The sequence below is a fragment of the Enterobacter cloacae complex sp. IR5412 genome, from assembly GCF_049237385.1.
GTDB classification, from domain to species: domain Bacteria; phylum Pseudomonadota; class Gammaproteobacteria; order Enterobacterales; family Enterobacteriaceae; genus Enterobacter; species Enterobacter intestinihominis.
In genome coordinates this window covers 1-26350 of the sequence record NZ_JBMKHQ010000025.1, presented here as the reverse complement: position 1 = coordinate 26350, position 26350 = coordinate 1, and the positions used below count along the sequence as shown (strand labels likewise).

The window sequence follows — 26350 nt, the reverse complement described above, 5'->3', positions numbered from 1 at the left end:
TACTTCCGTACAACTGACGTGACCGGTACCATCGAACTGCCAGAAGGCGTAGAGATGGTAATGCCAGGCGACAACATCAAGATGGTTGTGACTCTGATCCACCCAATTGCGATGGATGACGGTCTGCGTTTCGCAATCCGTGAAGGCGGCCGTACCGTTGGCGCGGGCGTTGTTGCTAAAGTTCTGGGCTAATTAATTATCCCTGAAATAAAAAGGACGCTTCGGCGTCCTTTTTTGTTTTCTGCCGTTGGGCATTGTCATAAAAATTCGCATTTTTTGCTTTCTCCCGCCACGTATTCCGACGCCCGTGCTATTGTAATCATAACCATTCTCACTTACACTTTGCGCATATTTTGAACGGGAGTCTTTATGTACGTTTGTTTATGTAATGGTGTAAGCGACAAAAAAATTCGTCAGGCCGTTCGCCAGTTTCAACCACAATCTTTCCAGCAGCTTCGTAAGTTTGTTCCGGTGGGAAATCAATGCGGTAAATGCGTTCGCGCAGCGCGTGAGATCATGCAGGACGAACTGATGCAGATCCCGGAATTCAAAGAGATCGCGTAAGCCTCCATCTTTTTTTTGACATCCCTGTAGCCCGATCTACGCTTCAATGAGTGGAAGCGGAGGGACTATATAATGAAAGGTGATGTTAAAATCATAAGTTATCTCAATAAATTATTGGGAAATGAGCTTGTCGCAATCAATCAGTATTTTCTCCATGCAAGAATGTTCAAAAACTGGGGACTGACTCGCCTCAACGATGTTGAATACCATGAGTCCATTGATGAAATGAAACACGCCGATAAATATATTGAGCGTATTTTATTCCTCGAAGGCATTCCTAACCTACAGGATCTCGGAAAACTGGGCATCGGAGAAGATGTTGAAGAGATGCTGCGTTCTGATCTCCGGCTGGAGCTGGAGGGTGCAAAAGACCTGCGTGAAGCCATTGCCTATGCGGACAGCGTACATGACTACGTCAGCCGGGATATGATGATCCAGATCCTGGCCGATGAAGAAGGGCACATCGACTGGCTTGAGACCGAACTGGATCTCATTAGCAAAATTGGCCTACAGAACTACCTTCAGTCTCAGATCAAAGTGGAAAGTTAATCAGGCTTTCCCAGCCAACGCATAAACCCGCTGCCGCCAGAAATGGCCCAAAAGGCAGTGGGTTTTTTAATGCCTGCTTATCAGGGTTGAACAACGAGAAACCAACCAGATACAGCAGAGCCATTAACGCGGCCACTAATGCCAGTACTGGCAGTACACACCAGCCATGCCATGCTCCCAGCGCCGCAAGATATTTTATGTCGCCATACCCCATCCCTTCACGTCGGCAGATGTGTCGATATCCCCAATAGATAACGGCGAATCCGGCGTATCCTGCCGTCGCACCCACTACCGCGCTCGGCAAAAAATCAGGATGAAGACAAAGCTGGTAGAGCAGGCCTGTCCATAGCAGCGGGCAAAGGAATTTATCGGGAAGCAGCCCCGTGCGAATATCGGTGCGTACAAGCAAGGCCGATAACGCAAAATAGATCAGCAGAAAGGGGAGGGACATTAGCATAGCGAGAGCCTCAAAATGGTTTGAGCGCATACTCGTAACAATCTGCATGCCCGGCAATGTGTAAAAACAACAATTGCATAGCGGCTTCAGACAAAGAGTTGAGAAGGGATACTTTGCATAAAAAATTGCGAGGCCTTACGCAGAGTACGACTTTGGCGCTTAATTTCTAAACGGCACTTGCGTCTTTCGCTGATTTACGTATAATGCGCGGGCTTGTCGTAATTGACGGCGGGTTCAATCTGAACCAGAGTAGCTCACTTTGTTACTCAACAATGCTCCCAATTGGGGAGCTACGTAAGAACGGTTACACTCTCCCATCAATCGTAATGGGTTTGAGGAGTAATCATTTTCGTTTATAAAATAATTGGAGCTCTGGTCTCATGCAGAACCAAAGAATCCGTATCCGCCTTAAAGCGTTTGATCATCGTCTGATCGATCAATCAACCGCGGAAATCGTCGAGACTGCTAAGCGCACTGGTGCGCAAGTCCGTGGTCCGATCCCGCTGCCGACCCGCAAAGAGCGCTTTACCGTTCTGATCTCTCCGCACGTTAACAAAGATGCGCGTGATCAGTACGAGATCCGCACTCACAAGCGTCTGGTTGACATCGTTGAGCCAACTGAGAAAACCGTTGATGCTCTGATGCGTCTGGATCTGGCTGCCGGTGTAGACGTGCAGATCAGCCTGGGTTAATCAGGTCATCGAGCGATTGAGAGGTTGATACAATGATTGGTTTAGTCGGTAAAAAAGTGGGCATGACCCGCATCTTCACTGAAGATGGCGTTTCAATCCCAGTAACCGTAATCGAAGTTGAAGCAAACCGCGTTACCCAGGTTAAAGATCTGGCTAACGATGGCTACCGCGCTGTTCAGGTGACCACTGGTGCTAAAAAAGCTAACCGTGTAACCAAACCAGAAGCGGGTCACTTCGCTAAAGCTGGCGTAGAAGCTGGCCGTGGTCTGTGGGAATTCCGTCTTGCTGAAGGCGAAGAGTTCACCGTAGGTCAGGACATTAGCGTTGAGCTGTTTGCTGACGTTAAAAAAGTTGACGTAACCGGTACCTCTAAAGGTAAAGGTTTTGCTGGTACCGTTAAGCGCTGGAACTTCCGTACCCAGGACGCTACTCACGGTAACTCCTTGTCTCACCGCGTTCCGGGTTCTATCGGTCAGAACCAGACTCCGGGCAAAGTGTTCAAAGGCAAGAAAATGGCAGGTCAGCTGGGCAACGAACGTGTAACCGTTCAGAGCCTGGACGTAGTACGTGTTGACGCTGAGCGCAACCTGCTGCTGGTTAAAGGTGCGGTCCCGGGTGCAACCGGTAGCGACCTGATCGTTAAACCAGCTGTGAAGGCGTAAGGGGATAGCAATGGAATTAGTATTGAAAGACGCGCAGAGCGCGCTGACTGTTTCCGAAACTACCTTCGGTCGTGATTTCAACGAAGCGCTGGTTCACCAGGTTGTTGTTGCTTATGCAGCTGGTGCTCGTCAGGGTACTCGTGCTCAGAAGACTCGTGCTGAAGTAACTGGTTCAGGCAAAAAGCCATGGCGCCAGAAAGGTACCGGCCGTGCGCGTTCAGGTTCTATCAAGAGCCCGATCTGGCGTTCAGGTGGCGTGACCTTCGCTGCGCGTCCACAGGACCACAGTCAAAAAGTTAACAAAAAGATGTACCGCGGCGCGCTGAAAAGCATCCTGTCCGAACTGGTACGTCAGGATCGTCTGATCGTTGTCGAGAAGTTCTCTGTTGAAGCGCCTAAAACTAAGCTGCTGGCACAGAAACTGAAAGACATGGCTCTGGAAGATGTGCTGATCATCACCGGTGAGCTGGACGAGAACCTGTTCCTGGCCGCGCGTAACCTGCACAAGGTTGACGTACGCGACGCGACTGGTATCGACCCGGTTAGCCTGATCGCCTTCGACAAAGTCGTAATGACTGCTGATGCTGTTAAGCAAGTTGAGGAGATGCTGGCATGATTCGTGAAGAACGTCTGCTGAAGGTGCTGCGCGCACCGCACGTTTCTGAAAAAGCGTCTACTGCGATGGAAAAAACAAACACCATCGTTCTCAAAGTTGCTAAAGACGCGACCAAAGCAGAGATCAAAGCTGCTGTGCAGAAACTGTTTGAAGTCGAAGTCGAAGTCGTTAACACCCTGGTAGTTAAAGGGAAAGTTAAACGTCACGGACAGCGTATCGGTCGTCGTAGCGACTGGAAAAAAGCTTACGTCACCCTGAAAGAAGGCCAGAACCTGGACTTCGTTGGCGGCGCTGAGTAAGTCGGAGGAGTAATACAATGGCAGTTGTTAAATGTAAACCGACATCTCCGGGTCGTCGCCACGTAGTTAAAGTGGTTAACCCTGAGCTGCACAAGGGCAAACCTTTTGCTCCGTTGCTGGAAAAAAACAGCAAATCCGGTGGTCGTAACAACAATGGCCGTATCACCACTCGTCACATCGGTGGTGGCCACAAGCAGGCTTATCGTATTGTTGACTTCAAACGCAACAAAGACGGTATCCCAGCAGTTGTTGAGCGTCTTGAGTACGATCCGAACCGTTCCGCGAACATCGCGCTGGTTCTGTACAAAGATGGCGAACGCCGTTACATCCTGGCCCCTAAAGGCCTGAAAGCTGGCGACCAGATTCAGTCTGGCGTTGATGCTGCAATCAAAGCAGGCAACACCCTGCCGATGCGCAATATCCCGGTTGGTTCTACCGTTCATAACGTAGAAATGAAACCAGGTAAAGGCGGTCAGCTGGCGCGTTCCGCGGGTACTTACGTTCAGATCGTTGCGCGTGACGGTGCTTATGTCACCCTGCGTCTGCGTTCTGGTGAAATGCGTAAAGTCGAAGCAGACTGCCGCGCTACTCTGGGCGAAGTTGGCAATGCTGAGCATATGCTGCGCGTTCTGGGTAAAGCTGGTGCTGCACGCTGGCGTGGTGTTCGTCCTACCGTTCGCGGTACTGCGATGAACCCAGTCGATCACCCACATGGTGGTGGTGAAGGTCGTAACTTTGGTAAGCACCCGGTAACTCCGTGGGGCGTTCAGACCAAAGGTAAGAAGACCCGCAGCAACAAGCGTACTGATAAATTTATCGTACGTCGCCGTAGCAAATAATTTTAGAGGATAAGCCATGCCACGTTCTCTCAAGAAAGGTCCTTTTATTGACCTGCACTTGCTGAAGAAGGTAGAGAAAGCGGTGGAAAGCGGAGACAAGAAGCCCCTGCGCACTTGGTCCCGTCGTTCAACGATCTTTCCTAACATGATCGGTTTGACCATCGCTGTCCATAATGGTCGTCAGCACGTTCCAGTCTTTGTTACCGACGAAATGGTTGGTCACAAACTGGGTGAATTCGCACCGACTCGTACTTATCGCGGCCACGCTGCTGATAAAAAAGCGAAGAAGAAATAAGGTAGGAGGAAGAGATGGAAACTTTAGCTCAACATCGCCATGCTCGTTCTTCTGCACAGAAGGTTCGCCTTGTTGCTGACCTGATTCGCGGTAAGAAAGTGTCGCAGGCCCTGGACATCCTGACCTATACCAACAAGAAAGCTGCGGTATTGGTCAAGAAAGTACTGGAATCTGCCATTGCTAACGCTGAACACAACGATGGCGCTGACATCGACGATCTGAAAGTCGCGAAAATTTTCGTAGATGAAGGCCCAAGCATGAAGCGCATTATGCCGCGTGCGAAAGGTCGTGCAGATCGCATCCTGAAGCGCACCAGCCACATTACTGTGGTTGTGTCCGATCGCTGAGACTCTGGAGACTAGCAATGGGTCAGAAAGTACATCCTAATGGTATTCGCCTGGGTATTGTAAAACCATGGAACTCTACCTGGTTTGCGAACACCAAAGAATTCGCTGACAACCTGGACAGCGATTTTAAAGTACGTCAGTACCTGACTAAGGAACTGGCTAAAGCGTCTGTATCTCGTATCGTTATCGAGCGTCCAGCTAAGAGCATCCGTGTGACTATTCACACTGCTCGCCCTGGCATCGTTATCGGTAAGAAAGGCGAAGACGTAGAAAAACTGCGCAAGGTCGTAGCGGATATCGCTGGCGTTCCTGCACAGATCAATATCGCTGAAGTTCGTAAGCCTGAACTGGACGCTAAATTGGTTGCTGACAGCATCACTTCTCAGCTGGAACGTCGTGTTATGTTCCGTCGTGCTATGAAGCGTGCTGTACAGAACGCAATGCGTCTGGGCGCTAAGGGTATCAAAGTTGAAGTTAGCGGCCGTCTGGGCGGCGCGGAAATCGCACGTACCGAATGGTACCGCGAAGGTCGCGTACCGCTGCACACTCTGCGTGCTGACATCGACTACAACACCTCTGAAGCGCACACCACTTACGGTGTAATCGGCGTTAAGGTATGGATCTTCAAAGGTGAGATCCTGGGTGGTATGGCTGCTGTTGAACAACCGGAAAAACCGGCTGCTCAACCTAAAAAGCAGCAGCGTAAAGGCCGTAAATAAGGAGCGTCGCTGATGTTACAACCAAAGCGTACAAAATTCCGTAAAGTGCACAAAGGCCGCAACCGTGGTCTGGCGCAGGGTACGGATGTTAGCTTCGGCACTTTCGGTCTGAAAGCTGTTGGCCGTGGTCGTCTGACTGCACGTCAGATCGAAGCAGCACGTCGTGCAATGACCCGTGCAGTTAAGCGTCAAGGTAAGATCTGGATCCGTGTATTCCCGGACAAACCGATCACCGAGAAGCCACTGGAAGTTCGTATGGGTAAAGGTAAAGGTAACGTGGAGTACTGGGTTGCCTTGATCCAACCGGGCAAAGTCCTTTATGAAATGGACGGTGTTCCGGAAGAGCTGGCCCGTGAAGCCTTCGGCCTGGCAGCAGCGAAACTGCCTATCAAAACCACCTTTGTAACTAAGACGGTGATGTAATGAAAGCAAAAGAGCTGCGTGAAAAAAGCGTTGAAGAGCTGAACGCTGAGCTGCTGAACCTGCTGCGTGAGCAGTTCAACCTGCGTATGCAGGCTGCAAGTGGCCAGCTGCAACAGACTCACCTGCTGAAGCAAGTGCGTCGCAATGTTGCGCGCGTTAAGACTTTACTGACTCAGAAGGCGGGTGCGTAATGACCGATAAAATCCGTACTCTGCAAGGTCGTGTTGTTAGCGATAAAATGGAGAAATCCATTGTTGTAGCTATCGAACGTTTTGTGAAACACCCGATCTACGGTAAATTCATCAAGCGTACGACCAAACTGCACGTACATGACGAGAACAACGAATGTGGTATCGGCGACAAGGTTGAAATCCGTGAATGCCGTCCACTGTCCAAGACTAAGTCCTGGACGCTGGTTCGCGTTGTAGAGAAAGCGGTTCTGTAATAGAGTACGCATTCTCAATACGAATAAACGGCTCAGCAATGAGCCGTTTATTTTTTCTACCCATATTGCAGAAGCGGTGTTATAATGCCGCGCCCTCGATATGGGGCTTTTTAACGGCTCTGATTTTAGAGTCTCAGGTAGTAGTTGACATTAGCGGAGCACTAAAATGATCCAAGAACAGACTATGCTGAACGTCGCCGACAACTCCGGTGCACGTCGCGTAATGTGTATCAAGGTTCTGGGTGGCTCGCACCGTCGCTACGCAGGCGTAGGCGACATCATCAAGATCACCATCAAGGAAGCAATTCCACGTGGTAAGGTCAAAAAAGGTGATGTGCTGAAGGCGGTAGTGGTGCGCACCAAGAAGGGTGTTCGTCGCCCTGACGGTTCTGTCATTCGCTTCGATGGTAATGCATGCGTTATTTTAAACAATAACAGCGAGCAGCCTATCGGCACGCGTATCTTTGGGCCGGTAACTCGTGAACTTCGTACTGAGAAGTTCATGAAAATTATCTCTCTGGCACCAGAAGTACTCTAAGGAGCGAATCATGGCAGCGAAAATCCGTCGTGATGACGAAGTTATCGTGTTAACCGGTAAAGATAAAGGTAAACGCGGTAAAGTAAAAAATGTTCTGTCTTCCGGCAAACTCGTCGTTGAAGGTATCAACCTGGTTAAGAAACATCAGAAGCCGGTTCCGGCCCTGAACCAACCAGGCGGCATCGTTGAAAAAGAAGCTGCTATTCAGGTTTCTAACGTTGCAATCTTCAATGCGGCTACCGGTAAGGCTGACCGTGTAGGCTTTAGATTCGAAGACGGCAAAAAAGTCCGTTTCTTCAAGTCTAACAGCGAAACTATCAAGTAATTTGGAGTAGTACGATGGCGAAACTGCATGATTACTACAAAGACGAAGTAGTTAACAAACTCATGAGTGAGTTTAGCTACAATTCTGTCATGCAAGTCCCTCGGGTCGAGAAGATCACCCTGAACATGGGTGTTGGTGAAGCGATCGCTGACAAGAAACTGCTGGATAACGCAGCAGCTGACCTGACAGCAATCTCCGGTCAAAAACCGCTGATCACCAAAGCACGCAAATCTGTTGCAGGCTTCAAAATCCGTCAGGGCTATCCGATCGGCTGTAAAGTAACTCTGCGTGGCGAACGCATGTGGGAGTTCCTTGAGCGCCTGATCACTATTGCTGTTCCACGTATCCGTGACTTCCGTGGCTTGTCCGCTAAGTCTTTCGACGGTCGTGGTAACTACAGCATGGGTGTCCGTGAGCAGATCATCTTCCCAGAAATCGACTACGATAAAGTCGACCGCGTGCGTGGTTTGGATATTACCATTACCACTACTGCGAAATCTGATGAAGAAGGCCGTGCTCTGCTGGCTGCCTTTGACTTCCCGTTCCGCAAGTAAGGTAGGGTTACTGAATGGCTAAGCAATCAATGAAAGCACGCGAAGTAAAGCGCGTAGCTTTAGCTGATAAATTCTTCGCTAAACGCGCTGAACTGAAAGCGATCATTTCTGATGTGAACGCTTCCGACGAAGATCGTTGGAATGCGGTTCTCAAGCTGCAGTCTCTGCCGCGTGATTCCAGCCCGTCTCGTCAGCGTAACCGCTGTCGTCAAACAGGTCGTCCACATGGTTATGTGGGCAAGTTTGGGTTGAGCCGTATCAAACTGCGTGAAGCCGCCATGCGCGGTGAAGTACCAGGCTTGAAAAAGGCTAGCTGGTAATTACCAATTGAATCACGGGAGTAAAGACAGATGAGCATGCAAGATCCGATCGCGGATATGCTGACCCGTATCCGTAACGGTCAGGCCGCGAACAAAGTTGCGGTCACCATGCCTTCCGCCAAGCTGAAAGTGGCAATTGCCAACGTGCTGAAGGAAGAAGGTTTTATCGAAGATTTTAAAGTTGAAGGCGACACCAAGCCGGAACTGGAACTTACTCTCAAGTATTTCCAGGGTAAAGCTGTTGTAGAAAGCATTCAGCGTGTCAGCCGCCCAGGCCTGCGCATCTATAAGAAAAAAGATGAGCTGCCAAAAGTAATGGCTGGTCTTGGTATCGCAGTTGTTTCTACCTCTAAAGGTGTTATGACTGATCGTGCAGCGCGCCAGGCTGGTCTTGGTGGCGAAATTATCTGCTACGTAGCCTAATCGGAGGAAAGAATGTCTCGTGTTGCTAAAGCACCGGTCGTTATTCCTGCCGGCGTTGATGTCAAAATCGACGGTCAGGTTATTACGATCAAAGGTAAAAACGGCGAGCTGACTCGTACCCTCAACAAAGCTGTTGAAGTTAAACATGCAGATAACGCTCTGACCTTCGGTCCACGTGATGGTTTCGTGGATGGATGGGCTCAGGCTGGTACCGCGCGTGCCCTGCTGAACTCAATGGTTGTTGGTGTTACCGAAGGCTTCACTAAAAAGCTTCAGCTGGTTGGTGTAGGTTATCGTGCAGCTATCAAAGGGAATGCAGTAGGCCTGTCTCTGGGCTTCTCACACCCTGTTGAGCATCCGCTGCCGGCCGGAATCACTGCAGAATGCCCGACTCAGACTGAAATCGTGCTGAAAGGCGCTGATAAACAGCTGATCGGTCAGGTTGCAGCAGATCTGCGCGCCTACCGTCGTCCTGAGCCTTATAAAGGCAAGGGTGTTCGTTACGCCGACGAAGTCGTGCGTACCAAAGAGGCTAAGAAGAAGTAAGGTAACACTATGGATAAGAAATCTGCTCGTATCCGTCGTGCGACCCGCGCACGCCGCAAGCTCAAAGAGCTGGGTGCAACTCGCCTGGTGGTACATCGTACCCCGCGTCATATTTACGCACAGGTAATTGCACCGAACGGTTCTGAAGTTCTGGTAGCTGCTTCTACTGTAGAAAAAGCTATCTCAGAACAATTGAAGTATACCGGTAACAAAGACGCCGCTGCAGCTGTAGGTAAAGCTGTTGCAGAACGCGCTCTGGAAAAAGGCATCAGCAATGTTTCCTTTGACCGTTCCGGGTTCCAATATCATGGTCGTGTCCAGGCACTGGCAGATGCTGCCCGTGAAGCTGGCCTTCAGTTCTAAGGTAGAGGTGTAAGATGGCTCACATCGAAAAACAGGCTGGCGAACTGCAGGAAAAGCTGATCGCGGTAAACCGCGTATCTAAAACCGTTAAAGGTGGTCGTATTTTCTCCTTCACAGCTCTGACTGTAGTGGGTGATGGTAACGGTCGCGTTGGTTTTGGTTACGGTAAAGCGCGTGAAGTTCCAGCAGCGATCCAGAAAGCGATGGAAAAAGCCCGTCGCAATATGATTAACGTCGCGCTGAACAACGGTACCCTGCAACACCCAGTTAAAGGTGTTCACACGGGTTCTCGTGTATTCATGCAGCCAGCTTCCGAAGGTACCGGTATCATCGCCGGTGGTGCAATGCGCGCCGTTCTGGAAGTTGCTGGAGTTCATAACGTTCTGGCTAAAGCATATGGTTCCACCAACCCGATCAACGTGGTTCGTGCAACTATTGATGGCCTGGAAAATATGAATTCTCCAGAAATGGTCGCTGCCAAGCGTGGTAAATCCGTTGAAGAAATTCTGGGGTAATTGACCATGGCAAAGACTATTAAAATCACTCAAACCCGCAGTGCAATCGGTCGTCTGCCGAAACACAAGGCAACGCTGCTTGGCCTGGGTCTGCGTCGTATTGGTCATACCGTTGAGCGCGAGGATACTCCTGCTGTTCGTGGTATGGTCAACGCGGTTTACTTCATGGTTAAAGTTGAGGAGTAAGAGATGCGTTTAAATACTCTGTCTCCGGCCGAAGGCTCTAAAAAGGCGGGTAAACGCCTGGGTCGTGGTATCGGTTCTGGCCTCGGCAAAACCGGTGGTCGTGGTCACAAAGGTCAGAACTCTCGTTCTGGCGGTGGCGTACGTCGCGGTTTCGAGGGTGGCCAGATGCCACTGTACCGTCGTCTGCCGAAGTTCGGCTTCACCTCTCGCAAAGCAGCGATTACAGCGGAAATCCGTCTGTCTGACCTGGCGAAAGTTGAAGGCGGCGTTGTAGACCTGAATACGCTGAAAGCAGCTAACATTATCGGTATCCAGATCGAGTTCGCGAAAGTGATCCTGTCTGGTGAAGTTTCTACTCCGGTAACTGTTCGTGGCCTGCGTGTTACTAAAGGTGCTCGTGCTGCTATCGAAGCTGCTGGCGGTAAAATTGAGGAATAAGTAGCAGATGGCTAAGCAACCGGGATTAGATTTTCAAAGTGCCAAAGGTGGATTTGGCGAGCTGAAACGCAGACTGCTGTTTGTAATCGGCGCGCTGATTGTGTTCCGTATTGGCTCTTTTATTCCGATCCCTGGTATTGATGCCGCTGTACTTGCCAAACTGCTTGAGCAACAGCGAGGCACCATCATTGAAATGTTCAACATGTTCTCTGGTGGTGCTCTCAGCCGTGCTTCTATTTTCGCACTGGGTATTATGCCGTACATTTCGGCATCGATTATTATCCAGCTGCTGACGGTCGTTCATCCGGCCCTGGCAGAGTTGAAGAAAGAAGGGGAGTCTGGACGTCGTAAGATTAGCCAGTACACCCGTTACGGCACTCTGGTGCTGGCAATATTCCAGTCGATCGGTATTGCTACCGGTCTTCCGAATATGCCTGGTATGCAGGGCCTGGTATTAAACCCAGGCTTTGCATTCTATTTCACCGCTGTTGTAAGTCTGGTCACAGGGACCATGTTCCTGATGTGGCTCGGCGAACAGATTACTGAACGTGGTATCGGTAACGGTATCTCAATCATTATCTTCGCCGGTATCGTTGCGGGTCTCCCGCCGGCCATCGCCCATACTATCGAGCAAGCGCGTCAAGGCGACCTGCACTTCCTCCTGTTGCTGTTGGTTGCAGTATTAGTATTTGCAGTGACGTTCTTTGTTGTCTTCGTTGAACGTGGTCAACGCCGCATTGTGGTGAACTACGCTAAACGTCAGCAGGGTCGTCGTGTCTATGCTGCACAGAGCACACATTTACCGCTGAAAGTGAATATGGCGGGGGTTATCCCGGCTATCTTCGCTTCCAGTATTATTCTGTTCCCGGCAACCATCGCGTCATGGTTCGGGGGCGGTACTGGTTGGAACTGGCTGACAACAATTTCGCTGTATTTGCAGCCTGGGCAACCACTTTATGTGTTACTCTATGCGTCTGCGATCATCTTCTTCTGTTTCTTCTACACGGCGTTGGTCTTCAACCCGCGTGAAACAGCAGATAACCTGAAGAAGTCCGGTGCATTTGTACCAGGAATTCGTCCGGGAGAGCAAACGGCGAAGTATATCGATAAAGTAATGACTCGCCTGACTTTGGTTGGTGCGCTTTATATTACTTTTATCTGCCTGATCCCGGAGTTCATGCGTGATGCAATGAAAGTACCGTTCTACTTCGGTGGGACCTCACTGCTTATCGTTGTTGTCGTGATTATGGACTTTATGGCTCAAGTGCAAACTCTGATGATGTCCAGTCAGTATGAGTCTGCATTGAAGAAGGCGAACCTGAAAGGCTACGGCCGCTAAATGGTCGTCTGAGAAGTTACGGAGAGTAAAAATGAAAGTTCGTGCTTCCGTCAAGAAATTATGCCGTAACTGCAAAATCGTTAAGCGTGATGGTGTCATCCGTGTGATTTGCAGTGCCGAGCCGAAGCATAAACAGCGCCAAGGCTGATTATTTCGCATATTTTTCTTGCAAAGTTGGGTTGAGCTGGCTAGATTAGCCAGCCAATCTTTTGTATGTCTGTACGTTTCCATTTGAGTATCCTGAAAACGGGCTTTTCAGCATGGTGCGTACATATTAAATAGTAGGAGTGCATAGTGGCCCGTATAGCAGGCATTAACATTCCTGATCAGAAACATGCTGTGATCGCATTAACTTCGATCTACGGCGTCGGCAAGACCCGTTCCAAAGCCATTCTGGCTGCAGCGGGTATCGCTGAAGATGTTAAGATCAGTGAGCTGTCTGAAGAACAAATCGACACGCTGCGTGACGAAGTTGCCAAATTTGTCGTTGAAGGTGATCTGCGCCGTGAAATCAGCATGAGCATCAAGCGCCTGATGGATCTTGGTTGCTATCGCGGTTTGCGTCATCGTCGTGGTCTGCCAGTGCGCGGTCAGCGTACTAAGACCAACGCACGTACCCGTAAGGGTCCGCGCAAACCGATCAAGAAATAATCGGGGTGATTGAATAATGGCAAAGGCACCAGTTCGTGCACGTAAACGTGTAAGAAAACAAGTCTCTGACGGCGTGGCTCATATCCATGCTTCTTTCAACAACACCATCGTTACTATTACTGATCGTCAGGGTAACGCATTGGGTTGGGCAACAGCCGGTGGTTCCGGTTTCCGTGGTTCTCGCAAATCCACTCCGTTCGCAGCTCAGGTTGCAGCAGAGCGTTGCGCTGAAGCCGTAAAAGAATACGGCATCAAGAATCTGGAAGTTATGGTTAAAGGTCCGGGTCCGGGTCGTGAATCTACTGTTCGCGCTCTGAACGCCGCTGGTTTCCGCATCACGAATATTACTGATGTGACTCCGATCCCTCATAACGGTTGTCGTCCGCCGAAAAAACGTCGCGTATAACGCTCGTTTTTTAGGTTAGTTGGAGATAGAAAATGGCAAGATATTTGGGTCCTAAGCTCAAGCTGAGCCGTCGTGAGGGCACCGACTTATTCCTTAAGTCTGGCGTTCGCGCGATCGATACCAAGTGTAAAATTGAACAAGCTCCTGGCCAGCACGGTGCGCGTAAACCGCGTCTGTCTGACTATGGTGTGCAGTTGCGTGAAAAGCAAAAAGTTCGCCGTATCTACGGTGTGCTGGAGCGTCAGTTCCGTAACTACTATAAAGAAGCAGCACGTCTGAAAGGCAACACAGGTGAAAACCTGCTGGCTCTGCTGGAAGGTCGTCTGGACAACGTTGTATACCGTATGGGCTTCGGCGCGACTCGTGCTGAATCACGCCAGTTGGTTAGCCATAAAGCAATCATGGTAAACGGTCGTGTTGTTAACATCGCTTCTTATCAGGTTAAAGCGAATGACGTTGTTAGCATTCGTGAGAAAGCGAAAAAGCAATCTCGCGTGAAAGCCGCTCTGGAGCTGGCTGAGCAGCGTGAAAAGCCAACCTGGCTGGAAGTTGATGCTGGCAAGATGGAAGGTACGTTCAAGCGTCAGCCTGAGCGTTCTGATCTGTCTGCGGACATTAACGAACACCTGATCGTCGAGCTTTACTCCAAGTAAAGCTTAGTACCAAAGAGAGGACACAATGCAGGGTTCTGTGACAGAGTTTCTAAAACCGCGCCTGGTAGATATCGAGCAAGTGAGTTCGACGCACGCCAAGGTGACCCTTGAGCCTTTAGAGCGTGGCTTTGGCCATACTCTGGGTAACGCACTGCGCCGTATTCTGCTCTCATCGATGCCGGGTTGCGCGGTGACCGAGGTTGAGATTGATGGTGTACTTCATGAGTACAGCACCAAAGAAGGCGTTCAGGAAGATATCCTTGAAATCCTGCTCAACCTGAAAGGGCTGGCGGTGAGAGTTCAGGGTAAAGATGAAGTTATTCTTACTCTGAATAAATCTGGCATTGGCCCTGTGACTGCAGCCGACATCACCCACGACGGTGATGTTGAAATCGTCAAGCCGCAGCACGTGATCTGCCACCTGACCGATGAGAACGCAGCTATTAGCATGCGTATCAAAGTTCAGCGCGGTCGTGGTTATGTGCCGGCTTCTGCCCGAATTCATTCGGAAGAAGATGAGCGCCCAATCGGCCGTCTGCTGGTCGACGCATGCTACAGCCCTGTAGAGCGTATTGCCTACAATGTTGAAGCAGCGCGTGTAGAACAGCGTACCGACCTGGACAAGCTGGTCATCGAAATGGAAACCAATGGCACAATCGATCCTGAAGAGGCGATTCGTCGTGCGGCAACCATCCTGGCAGAACAACTGGAAGCTTTCGTTGACTTACGTGATGTACGTCAGCCGGAAGTGAAAGAAGAGAAACCAGAATTCGATCCGATCCTGCTGCGCCCTGTTGACGATCTGGAATTGACTGTCCGCTCTGCTAACTGCCTCAAGGCAGAAGCTATCCACTATATCGGTGATCTGGTACAGCGTACCGAGGTTGAGTTGCTGAAAACGCCGAACCTGGGTAAAAAATCTCTTACCGAGATTAAAGACGTGCTGGCTTCACGTGGTCTGTCTCTGGGCATGCGCCTGGAAAACTGGCCACCAGCAAGCATTGCTGACGAGTAACCGGATCACAGGTTAAGGTTTTACTGAGAAGGATAAGGTCATGCGCCATCGTAAGAGTGGTCGTCAACTGAACCGCAACAGCAGCCATCGCCAGGCTATGTTCCGCAACATGGCAGGTTCACTGGTTCGTCATGAAATCATCAAGACGACCCTGCCTAAAGCGAAAGAGCTGCGTCGCGTAGTTGAGCCGCTGATTACTCTTGCCAAGACTGACAGCGTTGCTAATCGTCGTCTGGCATTCGCCCGTACTCGTGATAACGAGATCGTGGCAAAACTGTTTAACGAACTGGGCCCGCGTTTCGCGAGCCGTGCCGGTGGTTACACTCGCATTCTGAAGTGTGGCTTCCGTGCAGGCGACAACGCGCCGATGGCATACATCGAGCTGGTTGATCGTTCAGAGAAAGCAGAAGCTGCTGCAGAGTAATCTGTAGTAACGTAAAAAAACCCGCCTCGGCGGGTTTTTTTATATCCGCAGAATCTCCACTTATCTACAATGTCTGTATCTTTTCTGCTCATCCCCTGGAGTTCATTATGTGGTTGCTCGATCAGTGGGCTGAACGCCATATTAGCGATGCCCAAAACAAAGGCGAGTTTGAAAATCTCCCCGGTAGCGGTGAGCCACTGGTGCTGGACGATGATTCACACATTCCCCCTGAATTACGAGCCGGTTATCGCTTACTGAAAAACGCAGGTTGTTTACCCCCTGAACTTCAGCAACGCAATGAAGCCGTCGAGCTTGCCGATCTGCTTAAAGGCATTCATAAGAATGACCCGCGGTACTCCGAAATCAGCCGTCGATTAGCGCTCATCGAAATAAAACTGCGCCAGACGGGAATGAATACTGACTTTTTGCATGGTGAGTACAGTGAAAGGTTAATGCAAAAAATAAACGAGGAGTAGCCATGTACCGCATAGGTGAACTTGCGAAGCTTGCTAACGTAACGCCGGATACTATCCGCTACTACGAAAAGCAGCAGATGATCGATCATGAGGTCAGAACAGAAGGTGGATTTCGCCTTTATACGGATAACGACCTGCAACGCCTTCGTTTTATCCGCTATGCCCGGCAACTCGGCTTCACGCTGGAGTCGATCCGTGAACTGCTGTCGATCCGTATCGATCCTGAACATCATACGTGTCAGGAATCTAAAAGCATCGTTCAGGCCCGGCTGGATGAAGTTGAAGGACGAATTCAGGAGCTGCAGGCCATGCAACGATCTCTACAAAGGCTGAATGACGCGTGCTGCGGTACTGCTCACAGCAGTGTTTATTGCTCAATACTGGAAGCCCTTGAACAGGGCGCCAGTAGTGAAACTCAGGGTTGTTGATTTTTTATCAGCCACGGACTAGACTCCCGCCGACATTAACTATGCTCAGGAGAAATGATGAGCCGCTATCAGCATACTAAGGGACAAATTAAGGATAACGCCATTGAGGCATTGCTTCACGACCCGCTTTTTAGACAGCGTGTTGAGAAGAACAAGAAGGGAAAAGGGAGTTATTTGCGTAAAGGTAAACATGCACAACGTGGTAACTGGGAGGCCAGTGGCAAGCAAGCTAATCGCTTTTTTACCACTGGCCTTTCTGTTTCTCTCGCCTGATTAAACGCGGTTATTCTGCTCTTTTAACAGATCGCGAATTTCAGTCAGTAAGACTTCTTCTTTAGTTGGTGCTGGCGGGGCAGCAGCCGGTTCTTCTTTTTTACGGTTAAGTCTGTTGATAAGTTTGATCGCCATGAAAATGGCAAATGCCACGATCACGAAATCAAATACGTTCTGAATGAATACGCCGTAGTGCATTACAACCGCAGGGATATCGCCCTGAGCTTCCCGAAGGGTGAAGGCGAATTGTTTGAAATCAATGCCTCCAATCAACAGTCCTAACGGCGGCATAATAATGTCGGCGACTAATGATGAAACGATCTTACCGAACGCCGCACCAATAATGACACCCACAGCCAAATCCACCACATTCCCGCGCATCGCAAATTCGCGAAATTCTTTAATAAAACTCATTATGTTCTCCTTGTGCCAGCTGACGCCTATAAGTTTAACAAATGATTAGCTAATTGCCATTGGGGATAAATAATCGTTATGAAAAATAAAAGGCATGAAAATTAGAAGGTTAATATTTGGGTGCCCTCGTCTGAGCACCCAAATCATTACAGGAAGAACGGGCTTGGCTGGAATAAACGCTCGACGTCGGTAATAAATTTTTTATCGGTCAGGAACATAATAACGTGGTCACCCTGCTCAATACGTAAATTATCATTGGCGATCATCACATCATTACCTCGCACTACTGCGCCGATAATGGTGCCTGGTGGAAGTTTAATTTCATCGATTGCGCGACCAACAACGCGTGACGTCGTTTCATCCCCGTGAGCGACGGCTTCAATGGCTTCAGCAACACCACGACGAAGAGATGACACGCCGACAATATCCGCTTTACGCACATGGCTTAGCAGGGCAGAGATGGTGGCTTGCTGGGGTGAAATAGCAATATCAATTACGCTACCCTGTACCAGATCGACATAAGCCTTACGCTGGATAAGCACCATAACTTTTTTCGCCCCCATACGTTTAGCGAGCATGGCGGACATAATATTCGCTTCGTCGTCGTTGGTGACGGCAATAAAAAGATCAACCTGATCGATATGCTCTTCGGCCAGCAATTCCTGATCCGAAGCATCGCCATAAAACACGATGGTATTCTGAAGTTTTTCAGCCAGCTCTGACGCGCGTTGTTGATCCCGTTCGATCAGCTTCACGCTGTAGTCTTTTTCCAGCCGTCTCGCCAGACCTGCGCCAATATTACCGCCGCCAACCAGCATAATACGTTTATACGGTTTTTCGAGACGCTGTAGTTCACTCATCACCGCACGGATATGCTGAGAAGCCGCAATAAAGAAGACTTCATCCCCGGCTTCTACAATGGTGGAACCTTGCGGACGAATAGGTCTGTCGTGACGGAAAATCGCCGCAACACGCGTATCGATATGTGGCATATGCTCGCGCATTGTCGACAGGGCATTACCAATCAGCGGGCCCCCGTAATAAGCCTTCACGACCGCCAGGCTTACTTTCCCTTCAGCAAAGTTCACAACCTGCAACGCGCCCGGGTACTCAATCAGACGATAAATACTGTCGATAACCAGCTGTTCAGGCGCAATAAGATGGTCGATGGGTACCGCTTCGGAATTAAACAGCTTCTCCGCATCCCGGACATAGTCCGGAGAACGAATGCGGGCGATGCGGTTTGGGGTGTTGAAAAGCGAGTAGGCCACCTGACATGCAACCATGTTGGTTTCATCAGAACTGGTTACTGCAACCAGCATGTCGGCATCGTCCGCGCCCGCTTCCCGAAGCACACGTGGATGAGAGCCGTGCCCCTGAACAACGCGGAGGTCGAACTTGTCCTGCAAAACGCGCAGGCGATCGCCATTGGTATCCACAATGGTGATATCGTTGTTTTCACCCACGAGATTTTCCGCCAGCGTTCCGCCAACTTGCCCTGCGCCCAGAATGATAATTTTCATCTTTCGTGACCTGTTCTCAACATCACTCTTTGATTAGCTTAGCGTAAAAGAAGCCATCACCCTCTTCTGCGCCCGGCAGGTTTTGCAGACCCGGGTGCTCAGGCGTTCCCGTATCGTGCAGCGTAGCGTCCGGGGTGCGTTTCAGGAAAGCCGCAATTTGCTGACTGTTCTCTTCCGGGAGAACAGAGCAGGTTGCATACACCAGGGTTCCGCCGGGTTTGAGATGCGGCCAGATGGCATCCAGAATTTCGGATTGCAACTGGGCAAGCTCCTTGATATCACGATCGCGACGCAGCCATTTGATATCGGGATGACGACGAATCACGCCGGTTGCTGAGCAGGGGGCGTCCAGCAAAATGCGATCGAACCGGGTATCACCACACCAGTCAGCGGGTTTGCGTCCATCGCCTTGCTTAACCTGTGCTTTCATACCCAGACGCTTAAGGTTGTCATAGACGCGTGAAAGGCGCTGCTCATCAACATCCACGGCCATCACGCTGGCCTGCGGCGCCACTTCCAGTATGTGCGTTGTTTTACCCCCTGGCGCCGCACAGAGATCGAGGATCTGCTCCCCGTCTTTCGGCTCAAGCCAGGTCATGCAGCCCTGAGCAGATGCGTCCTGTACCGTTACCCAGCCCTCTTCAAAACCGGGTAATGCATGTACCGGTGCAGGGGAGGCTAAACGAACCGCATCAGGATAAGCAGCGTGTGTGAAGCCGCTCATTCCGGCCTCTTCCAGCAGGGCCAGCCATGCGTCGCGTGTATGATGGTTACGATTGACGCGTAACCACATCGGCGGACGTTGATTATTGGCATCCACAATGTCTTGCCATTGCTGTGGGTAGGCTTTTTTAAGGCGATTCAGCAACCATTCAGGGTGAAGGAAGCGCGCTTCGCTTTGCGCAAATTCTGCCAGCAGTTCGTCCTGCTGACGCTGGAACTGACGCAGCACGCCGTTGATCAATCCTTTTAGCTGAGGACGTTTAATCGCAACGGCACCCTCCACTGTCTCGGCCAGCGCAGCATGAGGTGGAATGCGGGTATGAAGAAGCTGGTAGAAACCGACCATGATCAAATAATGCACGGTACGCTGCTTGCCGCTCATCGGGCGTGACATCAGCTTGTTAATCAACCACTCAAGCTGAGAGAGGGTGCGCAGCACGCCAAAGCACAGCTCCTGAAGCAGGGCTTTGTCTTTATCGGAAACCTTTTGTTGCAGTGGAGGCAGGACATTACTCAGTGACTGGCCCTGCTCGATAACCTGCTCAACGGCCTGAGCCGCCATAGTGCGTAGATTTTGTCTTTTCATAACCGTAAAAATAAAAATGCCCGGAAACACCGGGCCTTAAGAATAAATTTGTTCAGGCAAGGCGATTGCCAGGGATGAACCATTCACGACGAGAATTTAATAGATCCTGCGCGCTCATTGCCTTTTTACCGGCCGGTTGCAGCGATTCAAGATTCAGTATCCCTTCTCCGGTCGCAACCTGGATACCGTTTTTGCTGGCGTCGATAATCGTACCGGGCTCTGCCGATGCATTGCCGTTAATAACTGAAGCTTTCCAGACTTTCACTGGCTGCTCATCAATCATCAACCAGCTCATCGGCCATGGATTAAAGGCGCGAATGCAGCGTTCGAGTTGAGCTGCTGACAGAGACCAGTCGATCCGGGCTTCTTCTTTACTCAGTTTCTCAGCATAGGTCACCTGTGCCTCATCCTGCACTTCAGGTGTCGCTGTATTGTCAGCAAGCTGTTGCAGCGTCTCAATCAGCCCCTGCGGGCCGAGATCCGCCAGCTTGTCATACAGCGTGGCGCTGGTATCTTCTGCGGTGATGGGACACGCCAGTTTATACAGCATGTCGCCCGTGTCTAAACCTACGTCCATCTTCATGATTGTCACGCCAGTTTCAGCATCGCCTGCCCACAGAGCGCGCTGAATAGGGGCTGCACCACGCCAGCGTGGGAGCAAAGAACCATGAACGTTAACACAGCCCAGGCGGGGCATATCAAGTACTGCTTTCGGCAGAATGAGGCCGTAAGCCACAACTACCATCACGTCCGCGTTCAGGTCTGCCACTAACTTCTGGTTTTCCTCAGGTCGTAATGACGCAGGCTGGAAAACCGGTAAACCATGTGTTTCTGCCAGTACCTTAACCGGGCCAGGCATCAGTTTTTTACCGCGGCCAGCCGGACGGTCCGGCTGAGTAAATACGCCAACAATCTGATGGCCAGACGTTAACAGCGCGTCGAGATGACGCGCTGCAAAATCAGGGGTACCCGCGAAGATTATACGTAGTGATGTAGACACGTTATTCCTTGTATCCGGGGGCGTTAAGCGCGAGAACGCAAACGATCCAGTTTCTCAACTTTCTGACGAATACGCTGTTGCTTCAGAGGTGAGAGGTAATCGATAAACAGTTTACCGACCAGGTGATCCATCTCATGCTGAATGCAAATCGCCAGCAGATCGTCGGCTTCCAGCTCAAACGGATTGCCGTCACGATCCAGTGCGCGGATTTTAACTTTTTCGGCACGTGGCACCAAAGCGCGCTGTTCAGGGATAGACAGACAGCCTTCCTCAATACCTGTTTCGCCGCTTTTTTCCAGCAGCTCAGGGTTGATCAGCACCAGGCGCTCATCACGATTTTCAGAAACGTCGATCACAATAATACGTTTGTGAATGTCTACCTGGGTCGCGGCAAGGCCAATGCCTTCTTCAGCGTACATGGTATCGAACATATCATCGACGATACGCTGAATTTCTGCATTCACTTCTTTAACCGGTTCCGCGACGATGCGAAGGCGCTCGTCAGGAATATGTAACACTTGCAAAACTGCCATAAATTTCCAGAGTCGTGTTCAGGAGTTGATAAGAATATTACTTCTATTCTAGACAAATCCCCGGTCGATTGACAGCATCAGTGACCAATCGCAAAGATTGCTGAGGCTGCTTATGGCAGGGAAAAGGATGACGTCCACAGAGATATGGTTACGGCTTATAAACATCGGGTCGTTATACGGTGATGCGATGCTGGAGATTGCGCAGAGGCTGCTTCGCCAGGCAACCGTCGATGCTGAAGCCGTCAACGCGTCAGGGCTTTCGCCCAAACATGCCGTAAAGTTTTTTTCGTTCAGCGAGAGTGAGCTTGAACGTAGTCTGGAATGGCTGGAACACGCCGACAACCACCTTCTCACGGCTGATGATCCTCGCTTCCCGCCATTGTTGCGTTCTATCCCTGATTTTCCCGGGGCGCTATTTGTGAGAGGCCGCGTTGACGTGCTTAATAGCATGCAGCTTGCGGTAGTGGGCAGCCGTGCGCCCTCGTGGTATGGCGAGCGTTGGGGGAAAATGCTGAGCGAACAGCTGTCCCAATGTGGCTTTACGATCACCAGTGGCTTGGCTTGCGGCATCGACGGTGTAGCACATCATGCGGCGTTGTCCGCAAAAGGGCGAAGTGTCGCCGTGCTTGGTAATGGTCTTTTTAGTCTCTATCCGCGTCGTCATCATATTCTGGCTGAGCAACTTATTGCTTCAGAGGGGGCAATAGTGTCTGAGTTTTCACTCTCAACACCGCCCAGACCGGGTAACTTTCCACGGCGTAACCGGATCATTAGTGGGTTAAGCCAGGGCGTGCTGGTGGTCGAAGCTGCGATTCGGAGTGGGTCGCTGGTTACCGCAAGGTGCGCACTGGAGCAGGGGCGTGAAGTTTTTGCGCTGCCCGGCCCGTTGGGGAACCCCGGCTGCGAAGGTCCTCACTGGCTGATAAAACAGGGGGCGACGCTGGTGACCTGCAAAGAAGATATCCTTGAAAATTTGCAGTATGGACTGCATTGGTTGCAGGATGATCTCCAAAAGCGACATATTTCATCGGATCAGGAGGCAGTAGCATTGCCATTTCCCAAGCTCCTGGCTAACGTAGGAGATGAGGTAACACCTGTTGACGTTGTCGCTGAACGTGCCGGCCAACCTGTGCCAGTAACGGTAGCACAGCTACTCGAACTGGAGTTAGCAGGGTGGATCGCAGCTGTACCCGGCGGCTATGTCCGATTAAGGAGGGCATGCCATGTTCGACGTACTGATGTATTTGTTTGAGACTTACATCCACAACGAAGCAGAAATGCAGGTGGATCAGGACAAATTAACACGGGATCTGACCGACGCAGGTTTTGAGCGGGAAGATATATATAATGCGTTGATGTGGCTGGATAAGTTGGCTGATTATCAGGACGGCCTCGCCGAACCGATGCAGCTTGCTTCTGACCCATTGTCTGTGCGCATCTATACAGCTGAAGAGTGTGAAAGGCTGGATGCCAGCTGCCGGGGATTCATTTTATTCCTCGAGCAGATTCAGGTGCTAAACCTCGAAACGAGAGAGATGGTGATAGAGCGCGTCATGGCGCTGGATACTGCTGAGTTTGAACTGGAAGATCTGAAATGGGTGATCCTGATGGTTCTGTTCAACATTCCAGGCTGTGAAAATGCCTATCAGCAAATGGAAGAATTACTCTTTGAAGTGAATGAAGGTATGCTGCATTAATTCTATGTGCAGCAACAAGAGTTGTTATGGCCAAATCAGCACTCTTCACGGTGCATAAAAACGAGCCCTGCCCACAGTGCGGGGCAGAACTTGTTATTCGGTCCGGGAAACACGGTCCGTTTCTCGGTTGTTCACACTATCCGGAATGTGATTATGTCCGTCCCCTGAAAAGCCAGGCGGATGGACATATCGTCAAAATTCTGGAGGGACAGCTTTGTCCTCTCTGTGGCGGTGAACTGGCGCTGCGGCAGGGGCGGTTCGGGATGTTTATCGGATGCAGCCGCTACCCGGAGTGTGAACATACGGAACAAATTGATAAGCCAGATGAAACGGCAATTGCCTGCCCTCAGTGCCAGCGTGGCCAATTGGTGCAGCGGCGCTCTCGTTATGGCAAGACCTTCCATTCGTGCGATCGCTATCCTGAATGCCAGTTCGTCATCAATTTCAAACCAGTAGCGGGCGTCTGCTCTCATTGCGATTATCCGTTACTTATAGAGAAGAAAACCGCGCAAGGCTTGAAACGCTTTTGCGCCAGTAAACAATGTGGAAAGCCGGTTTCGGCGGATCAAATCAGTGAATAATAACCTGCCATCAGGCTCCATCGCGCAGGCGGTGGAAATCCTGAAAAAAGAAGAAGTCATCGCCTATCCAACAGAAGCCGTTTTCGGGGTCGGGTGTGATCCTGACAGCGAAGTCGCCGTTAACCGTCTGCTGGCGCTAAAACAGCGGCCTGTCGAAAAAGGATTGATTTTGATCGCTGCGAACTACGAGCAGCTTAAGCCTTATATTGATGATTCCATGCTGACACCTGCACAGCGGGAAACCATTTTCTCTGCGTGGCCTGGTCCCGTGACGTTTGTTTTTCCTGCACAGCCGACAACGCCGCGCTGGTTAACCGGGCGTTTCGATTCACTCGCGGTACGCGTCACCGACCATCCGCTGGTGGTGGAGTTATGCCAGGCATTTGGTAAACCTCTGGTTTCAACCAGCGCCAACCTGACCGGGCTTCCCCCTTGTCGGACAACCGAAGAAGTTCTGGCGCAGTTCGGGAATGATTTCCCGGTAGCCGTGGGTGAAACCGGTGGTCGTCTTAACCCGTCAGAAATTCGCGATGCCTTGACCGGCGAACGTTTTCGCCAGGGATAATGTGATGGAAACCTATGCTGTTTTTGGTAACCCGATCGCGCACAGCAAGTCGCCTCTGATCCATCGGCTGTTTGCGGAGCAATTGCATATAGATCACCCGTATGGTCGGGTTCTTGCGCCTGTTGATGCATTTATACCGACGCTGAATAGCTTTTTTGATGCGGGTGGTAAAGGTGCGAACGTCACGGTGCCTTTTAAAGAAGAGGCTTTCGGGCGCGCGGATGAACTGACCGAACGTGCGTCGCTCGCTGGCGCCGTCAATACTCTTAAGCGGCTTGAAGATGGTCGCCTTCTGGGCGATAACACCGATGGGATTGGTTTACTCAGCGATCTGGAGCGATTGTCGTTTATTAAACCAGGCTTTCGGATCCTGCTGATCGGCGCGGGTGGCGCCTCGCGCGGCGTATTGCTTCCTCTTCTTTCGCTGGATTGTGCGGTGACAATCACCAACCGTACTTTCTCCAGAGCAGAAGAGCTGGCGGCGTTGTTCGCACACACAGGCAGCGTAGCTGCGGTAGCACCTGACGATCTCGCGCGTCACGAATTTGATCTTGTGATTAATGCCACCTCAAGCGGTATTAATGGAGAGATCCCGGCGATTCCTGCATCCCTGATTCATTCCCACATCTACGCCTATGACATGTTTTATCAAAAAGGGAAAACGCCCTTTCTGACCTGGTGCGAACAACAGGGGGCAAAACACGTGGCTGATGGTCTGGGAATGCTGGTGGGGCAGGCGGCTCATGCGGTGCTACTCTGGCATGGCGTGTTACCCGCTGTAGAACCGGTGATTGAAAAGCTGAAACAGGAACTGACGGCGTGAATCAGGCGATTCATTTTCCCGACAGAGAAATCTGGGATGAAAACAAGCAAGCGGTTTGTTTCCCGGTGTTGGTGCATGGAATGCAGCTCACCTGTGCGATTAAAGGGGAAACGTTGCTTCAGCGCTTTGGGGGGGCAGATCCGTTAGCGGTCTTTTGCGAAAATCGCTGGGACCTGGAAGAGGATGCCAGCGATTTGATCCGCGATCAGCAGGAAGACGATCAGGGTTGGATCTGGTTATCCTGATCCAGATAGTCATTTTTCCATTTAACGTAATTGTTCGCTGAGTATTTCAATCCTTCGATCTCCGTCTCTTTTAGGGGGCGGATCTGTTTAACCGGGCTGCCTAAATAGAGATACCCACTTTCAAGACGCTTGTTTTGCGGAACAAGACTCCCTGCGCCAATCATTACGTCATCTTCTACAATGACGCCATCCAGCAAAATCGATCCCATCCCAACGAGAACCCTGTTACCGATCGTGCAGCCGTGGAGCATCACTTTATGGCCGACGGTAACATCTTCCCCAATAATGAGCGGGTTGCCCTCAGGGTTATAAGATGACTTATGAGTCACATGCAACACGCTGCCGTCCTGAATATTGGTGCGTGCACCGATTGCAACGTAGTTAACATCGCCCCGGATCGCGACAAGTGGCCAGATGCTGACATCATCGGCCATGCGAACATCACCAATGACCACGCTGCTGGCATCGATCATCACGCGATCGCCTTTTTGGGGGAACAGATGTTTATAAGGACGTAATACTGCAAACATATCTACCTCGATACAGATGAGCGTTATTAAAGAAGACTTTGATCGTATTCCTGGAGCGAGGCAAGGCAAAATGCGTCAATTTTTAAGCGGATCGGGTGGGTTTTCAGCGAAAAGCACGGAAAATCATCAGTTGGAAAAAAAGATCTAAAAAATACTTGTGCTAAAAACTGGGATCCCTATAATGCGCCTCCATCGACACGGCAGATGTGAATCACTTCACAGACAACCCGGTCGGTTGAAGAGAAAAATCCTGAAATAACGGGTTGACTCTGAAAGAGGAAAGCGTAATATACGCCACCTCGCGACAGAGCGCTGAAGCGCGTCGCAACTGCTCTTTAACAATTTATCAG

At 50.6% G+C, this 26350-nt stretch carries 46 protein-coding genes and 1 pseudogene; 40 read left to right on the top strand and 7 right to left on the bottom strand.

All coding sequences use genetic code 11. The features are described 5' to 3' along the window. The 3 genes and pseudogenes from tuf to bfr all read left to right on the top strand — a co-directional run. Nucleotides 1-192 (top strand): annotated as a pseudogene (tuf, locus tag ACOTX2_RS24340) (elongation factor Tu); the annotation flags it as partial. Nucleotides 193-369: 177 nt separating this feature from the next. After that, nucleotides 370-564, top strand: coding sequence for a bacterioferritin-associated ferredoxin (gene bfd / locus ACOTX2_RS24335; RefSeq protein WP_003863268.1), 195 nt, complete (start codon nt 370-372; stop codon nt 562-564). Between the two features lie 72 nt (nt 565-636). After that, nucleotides 637-1113 carry a bacterioferritin gene (bfr, locus tag ACOTX2_RS24330; protein ID WP_003863270.1) on the top strand — a complete coding sequence of 159 codons (477 nt, stop codon included), beginning with the start codon at nt 637-639 and terminating at the stop codon, nt 1111-1113. Here bfr and ACOTX2_RS24325 read toward each other — a convergent pair. After that, the gene (locus ACOTX2_RS24325) at nt 1097-1570 is read right to left on the bottom strand and encodes a prepilin peptidase (protein ID WP_038416827.1); all 474 of its coding nucleotides are present in this window, start codon (nt 1568-1570) and stop codon (nt 1097-1099) included. The two genes, bfr and ACOTX2_RS24325, sit on opposite strands and share 17 nt — an antisense overlap. A 380-nt stretch (nt 1571-1950) precedes the next feature. On the opposite strand from ACOTX2_RS24325, the gene rpsJ reads away from it, so the two are divergent. The 31 genes from rpsJ to ACOTX2_RS24170 all read left to right on the top strand — a co-directional run bounded on the left by rpsJ (nt 1951) and on the right by ACOTX2_RS24170 (nt 16780). Beyond that, the gene (gene rpsJ, locus ACOTX2_RS24320) at nt 1951-2262 is read left to right on the top strand and encodes a 30S ribosomal protein S10 (RefSeq protein ID WP_001181005.1); all 312 of its coding nucleotides are present in this window, start codon (nt 1951-1953) and stop codon (nt 2260-2262) included. A gap of 32 nt (nt 2263-2294) precedes the next feature. After that, nucleotides 2295-2924, top strand: coding sequence for a 50S ribosomal protein L3 (gene rplC / locus ACOTX2_RS24315; protein WP_006178923.1), 630 nt, complete (start codon nt 2295-2297; stop codon nt 2922-2924). A 10-nt stretch (nt 2925-2934) separates the two neighbouring features. Continuing rightward, nucleotides 2935-3540: a 50S ribosomal protein L4 gene (rplD, locus tag ACOTX2_RS24310; RefSeq protein WP_000424395.1), complete on the top strand. Its 606-nt coding sequence runs from the start codon at nt 2935-2937 to the stop codon at nt 3538-3540. After that, complete coding sequence (gene rplW, locus ACOTX2_RS24305; RefSeq protein ID WP_000617546.1) at nt 3537-3839, top strand: 50S ribosomal protein L23; 303 nt, start codon at nt 3537-3539, stop codon at nt 3837-3839. The genes rplD and rplW overlap by 4 nt, the downstream gene beginning before the upstream one ends. A 17-nt stretch (nt 3840-3856) precedes the next feature. After that, entirely contained in the window at nt 3857-4678 is an 822-nt protein-coding gene (gene rplB, locus ACOTX2_RS24300) for a 50S ribosomal protein L2 (RefSeq protein WP_000301859.1), read from the top strand. A 16-nt stretch (nt 4679-4694) separates the two neighbouring features. Continuing rightward, a complete protein-coding gene (gene rpsS / locus ACOTX2_RS24295) occupies nt 4695-4973 on the top strand; it encodes a 30S ribosomal protein S19 (RefSeq protein ID WP_001138117.1) in 279 nt (92 codons plus the stop codon). Between the two features lie 14 nt (nt 4974-4987). Continuing rightward, nucleotides 4988-5320 carry a 50S ribosomal protein L22 gene (rplV, locus tag ACOTX2_RS24290; protein WP_002919773.1) on the top strand — a complete coding sequence of 111 codons (333 nt, stop codon included), beginning with the start codon at nt 4988-4990 and terminating at the stop codon, nt 5318-5320. 17 nt (nt 5321-5337) lie between these two features. After that, nucleotides 5338-6039 (top strand): 30S ribosomal protein S3, encoded by a 702-nt coding sequence (gene rpsC / locus ACOTX2_RS24285; protein WP_000529945.1) that lies wholly within the window; start codon nt 5338-5340, stop codon nt 6037-6039. 12 nt (nt 6040-6051) lie between these two features. Continuing rightward, nucleotides 6052-6462 (top strand): 50S ribosomal protein L16, encoded by a 411-nt coding sequence (gene rplP / locus ACOTX2_RS24280; RefSeq protein WP_002919759.1) that lies wholly within the window; start codon nt 6052-6054, stop codon nt 6460-6462. Continuing rightward, nucleotides 6462-6653: a 50S ribosomal protein L29 gene (gene rpmC, locus ACOTX2_RS24275; RefSeq protein ID WP_003863282.1), complete on the top strand. Its 192-nt coding sequence runs from the start codon at nt 6462-6464 to the stop codon at nt 6651-6653. Before rplP ends, rpmC begins: the two co-directional genes overlap by 1 nt. Further along, nucleotides 6653-6907 carry a 30S ribosomal protein S17 gene (gene rpsQ / locus ACOTX2_RS24270; protein WP_002438707.1) on the top strand — a complete coding sequence of 85 codons (255 nt, stop codon included), beginning with the start codon at nt 6653-6655 and terminating at the stop codon, nt 6905-6907. Before rpmC ends, rpsQ begins: the two co-directional genes overlap by 1 nt. 166 nt (nt 6908-7073) lie before the next feature. Beyond that, on the top strand, nt 7074-7445 hold the full coding sequence (gene rplN / locus ACOTX2_RS24265; RefSeq protein WP_002919748.1) for a 50S ribosomal protein L14: 372 nt from the start codon (nt 7074-7076) through the stop codon (nt 7443-7445). Nucleotides 7446-7455: 10 nt separating this feature from the next. Then, nucleotides 7456-7770, top strand: a complete 315-nt coding sequence (gene rplX / locus ACOTX2_RS24260; protein ID WP_003863287.1) for a 50S ribosomal protein L24 — start codon at nt 7456-7458, stop codon at nt 7768-7770. Nucleotides 7771-7784: 14 nt separating this feature from the next. Then, a complete protein-coding gene (gene rplE, locus ACOTX2_RS24255; protein WP_063148484.1) occupies nt 7785-8324 on the top strand; it encodes a 50S ribosomal protein L5 in 540 nt (179 codons plus the stop codon). A 14-nt stretch (nt 8325-8338) separates the two neighbouring features. Beyond that, nucleotides 8339-8644 carry a 30S ribosomal protein S14 gene (gene rpsN / locus ACOTX2_RS24250; RefSeq protein WP_003863291.1) on the top strand — a complete coding sequence of 102 codons (306 nt, stop codon included), beginning with the start codon at nt 8339-8341 and terminating at the stop codon, nt 8642-8644. A 30-nt stretch (nt 8645-8674) separates the two neighbouring features. Then, nucleotides 8675-9067 (top strand): 30S ribosomal protein S8, encoded by a 393-nt coding sequence (gene rpsH, locus ACOTX2_RS24245; RefSeq protein ID WP_006178918.1) that lies wholly within the window; start codon nt 8675-8677, stop codon nt 9065-9067. Nucleotides 9068-9079: 12 nt separating this feature from the next. Further along, entirely contained in the window at nt 9080-9613 is a 534-nt protein-coding gene (gene rplF / locus ACOTX2_RS24240) for a 50S ribosomal protein L6 (protein WP_003863296.1), read from the top strand. Nucleotides 9614-9622: 9 nt separating this feature from the next. Further along, nucleotides 9623-9976 (top strand): 50S ribosomal protein L18, encoded by a 354-nt coding sequence (gene rplR, locus ACOTX2_RS24235; protein WP_003863297.1) that lies wholly within the window; start codon nt 9623-9625, stop codon nt 9974-9976. A gap of 14 nt (nt 9977-9990) precedes the next feature. After that, complete coding sequence (gene rpsE, locus ACOTX2_RS24230) at nt 9991-10491, top strand: 30S ribosomal protein S5 (RefSeq protein ID WP_003863299.1); 501 nt, start codon at nt 9991-9993, stop codon at nt 10489-10491. Nucleotides 10492-10497: 6 nt separating this feature from the next. Continuing rightward, the gene (rpmD, locus tag ACOTX2_RS24225; RefSeq protein ID WP_003863301.1) at nt 10498-10677 is read left to right on the top strand and encodes a 50S ribosomal protein L30; all 180 of its coding nucleotides are present in this window, start codon (nt 10498-10500) and stop codon (nt 10675-10677) included. Nucleotides 10678-10680: 3 nt separating this feature from the next. Further along, complete coding sequence (gene rplO / locus ACOTX2_RS24220; protein ID WP_014885468.1) at nt 10681-11115, top strand: 50S ribosomal protein L15; 435 nt, start codon at nt 10681-10683, stop codon at nt 11113-11115. Between the two features lie 7 nt (nt 11116-11122). Next, nucleotides 11123-12454, top strand: coding sequence for a preprotein translocase subunit SecY (secY, locus tag ACOTX2_RS24215; RefSeq protein WP_003863305.1), 1332 nt, complete (start codon nt 11123-11125; stop codon nt 12452-12454). 31 nt (nt 12455-12485) lie between these two features. After that, nucleotides 12486-12602 carry a 50S ribosomal protein L36 gene (gene rpmJ, locus ACOTX2_RS24210; protein ID WP_000868187.1) on the top strand — a complete coding sequence of 39 codons (117 nt, stop codon included), beginning with the start codon at nt 12486-12488 and terminating at the stop codon, nt 12600-12602. A 146-nt stretch (nt 12603-12748) separates the two neighbouring features. Further along, a complete protein-coding gene (rpsM, locus tag ACOTX2_RS24205; protein WP_003863308.1) occupies nt 12749-13105 on the top strand; it encodes a 30S ribosomal protein S13 in 357 nt (118 codons plus the stop codon). 16 nt (nt 13106-13121) lie between these two features. Further along, the gene (gene rpsK, locus ACOTX2_RS24200; protein WP_003863312.1) at nt 13122-13511 is read left to right on the top strand and encodes a 30S ribosomal protein S11; all 390 of its coding nucleotides are present in this window, start codon (nt 13122-13124) and stop codon (nt 13509-13511) included. Nucleotides 13512-13543: 32 nt separating this feature from the next. Then, nucleotides 13544-14164 carry a 30S ribosomal protein S4 gene (rpsD, locus tag ACOTX2_RS24195; RefSeq protein ID WP_003863314.1) on the top strand — a complete coding sequence of 207 codons (621 nt, stop codon included), beginning with the start codon at nt 13544-13546 and terminating at the stop codon, nt 14162-14164. Nucleotides 14165-14189: 25 nt separating this feature from the next. After that, nucleotides 14190-15179 (top strand): DNA-directed RNA polymerase subunit alpha, encoded by a 990-nt coding sequence (locus tag ACOTX2_RS24190; protein WP_002919219.1) that lies wholly within the window; start codon nt 14190-14192, stop codon nt 15177-15179. 40 nt (nt 15180-15219) lie between these two features. Then, nucleotides 15220-15603, top strand: coding sequence for a 50S ribosomal protein L17 (rplQ, locus tag ACOTX2_RS24185; RefSeq protein WP_001216368.1), 384 nt, complete (start codon nt 15220-15222; stop codon nt 15601-15603). A 107-nt stretch (nt 15604-15710) separates the two neighbouring features. Continuing rightward, nucleotides 15711-16079, top strand: a complete 369-nt coding sequence (locus ACOTX2_RS24180) for a DUF1992 domain-containing protein (RefSeq protein ID WP_022649586.1) — start codon at nt 15711-15713, stop codon at nt 16077-16079. Nucleotides 16080-16081: 2 nt separating this feature from the next. Next, nucleotides 16082-16507 (top strand): Zn(2+)-responsive transcriptional regulator, encoded by a 426-nt coding sequence (gene zntR / locus ACOTX2_RS24175; protein ID WP_003863328.1) that lies wholly within the window; start codon nt 16082-16084, stop codon nt 16505-16507. Nucleotides 16508-16564: 57 nt separating this feature from the next. Continuing rightward, entirely contained in the window at nt 16565-16780 is a 216-nt protein-coding gene (locus ACOTX2_RS24170; protein ID WP_022649585.1) for an alternative ribosome-rescue factor A, read from the top strand. Here the strand turns inward: ACOTX2_RS24170 and mscL are convergent, their stop codons facing one another. From mscL to def, 5 genes are all read right to left on the bottom strand, one after another. After that, nucleotides 16781-17194: a large-conductance mechanosensitive channel protein MscL gene (gene mscL / locus ACOTX2_RS24165; RefSeq protein ID WP_003863335.1), complete on the bottom strand. Its 414-nt coding sequence runs from the start codon at nt 17192-17194 to the stop codon at nt 16781-16783. Nucleotides 17195-17340: 146 nt separating this feature from the next. Beyond that, nucleotides 17341-18717, bottom strand: a complete 1377-nt coding sequence (gene trkA, locus ACOTX2_RS24160; RefSeq protein WP_003863337.1) for a Trk system potassium transporter TrkA — start codon at nt 18715-18717, stop codon at nt 17341-17343. Between the two features lie 22 nt (nt 18718-18739). After that, nucleotides 18740-20026, bottom strand: a complete 1287-nt coding sequence (gene rsmB, locus ACOTX2_RS24155; RefSeq protein WP_026080642.1) for a 16S rRNA (cytosine(967)-C(5))-methyltransferase RsmB — start codon at nt 20024-20026, stop codon at nt 18740-18742. A 52-nt stretch (nt 20027-20078) separates the two neighbouring features. Further along, nucleotides 20079-21026, bottom strand: coding sequence for a methionyl-tRNA formyltransferase (gene fmt, locus ACOTX2_RS24150; protein WP_023298756.1), 948 nt, complete (start codon nt 21024-21026; stop codon nt 20079-20081). A 23-nt stretch (nt 21027-21049) separates the two neighbouring features. After that, a complete protein-coding gene (def, locus tag ACOTX2_RS24145; protein WP_006812188.1) occupies nt 21050-21559 on the bottom strand; it encodes a peptide deformylase in 510 nt (169 codons plus the stop codon). 127 nt (nt 21560-21686) lie between these two features. Here def and dprA point away from each other — a divergent pair, with 127 nt between their 5' ends. From dprA to ACOTX2_RS24115, 6 genes are read left to right on the top strand one after another with little or no spacing between them, the layout of a single operon-like run. Continuing rightward, nucleotides 21687-22811 carry a DNA-protecting protein DprA gene (dprA, locus tag ACOTX2_RS24140; RefSeq protein WP_032626756.1) on the top strand — a complete coding sequence of 375 codons (1125 nt, stop codon included), beginning with the start codon at nt 21687-21689 and terminating at the stop codon, nt 22809-22811. Further along, nucleotides 22783-23256, top strand: coding sequence for a DUF494 family protein Smg (gene smg, locus ACOTX2_RS24135; RefSeq protein WP_000460665.1), 474 nt, complete (start codon nt 22783-22785; stop codon nt 23254-23256). The genes dprA and smg overlap by 29 nt, the downstream gene beginning before the upstream one ends. A gap of 26 nt (nt 23257-23282) precedes the next feature. Beyond that, the gene (locus tag ACOTX2_RS24130; RefSeq protein WP_023298754.1) at nt 23283-23837 is read left to right on the top strand and encodes a type I DNA topoisomerase; all 555 of its coding nucleotides are present in this window, start codon (nt 23283-23285) and stop codon (nt 23835-23837) included. Then, the gene (tsaC, locus tag ACOTX2_RS24125) at nt 23830-24402 is read left to right on the top strand and encodes an L-threonylcarbamoyladenylate synthase type 1 TsaC (protein WP_022649580.1); all 573 of its coding nucleotides are present in this window, start codon (nt 23830-23832) and stop codon (nt 24400-24402) included. Before ACOTX2_RS24130 ends, tsaC begins: the two co-directional genes overlap by 8 nt. 4 nt (nt 24403-24406) lie before the next feature. Further along, entirely contained in the window at nt 24407-25225 is an 819-nt protein-coding gene (gene aroE / locus ACOTX2_RS24120; RefSeq protein WP_022649579.1) for a shikimate dehydrogenase, read from the top strand. Continuing rightward, nucleotides 25222-25470, top strand: a complete 249-nt coding sequence (locus ACOTX2_RS24115; RefSeq protein ID WP_022649578.1) for a DUF1488 domain-containing protein — start codon at nt 25222-25224, stop codon at nt 25468-25470. The genes aroE and ACOTX2_RS24115 overlap by 4 nt, the downstream gene beginning before the upstream one ends. On the opposite strand, the gene ACOTX2_RS24110 is transcribed toward ACOTX2_RS24115, so the two are convergent. Beyond that, nucleotides 25446-26000, bottom strand: a complete 555-nt coding sequence (locus ACOTX2_RS24110; protein WP_022649577.1) for a gamma carbonic anhydrase family protein — start codon at nt 25998-26000, stop codon at nt 25446-25448. The genes ACOTX2_RS24115 and ACOTX2_RS24110 overlap by 25 nt on opposite strands. Between the last annotated feature and the right edge of the window lie 350 nt (nt 26001-26350).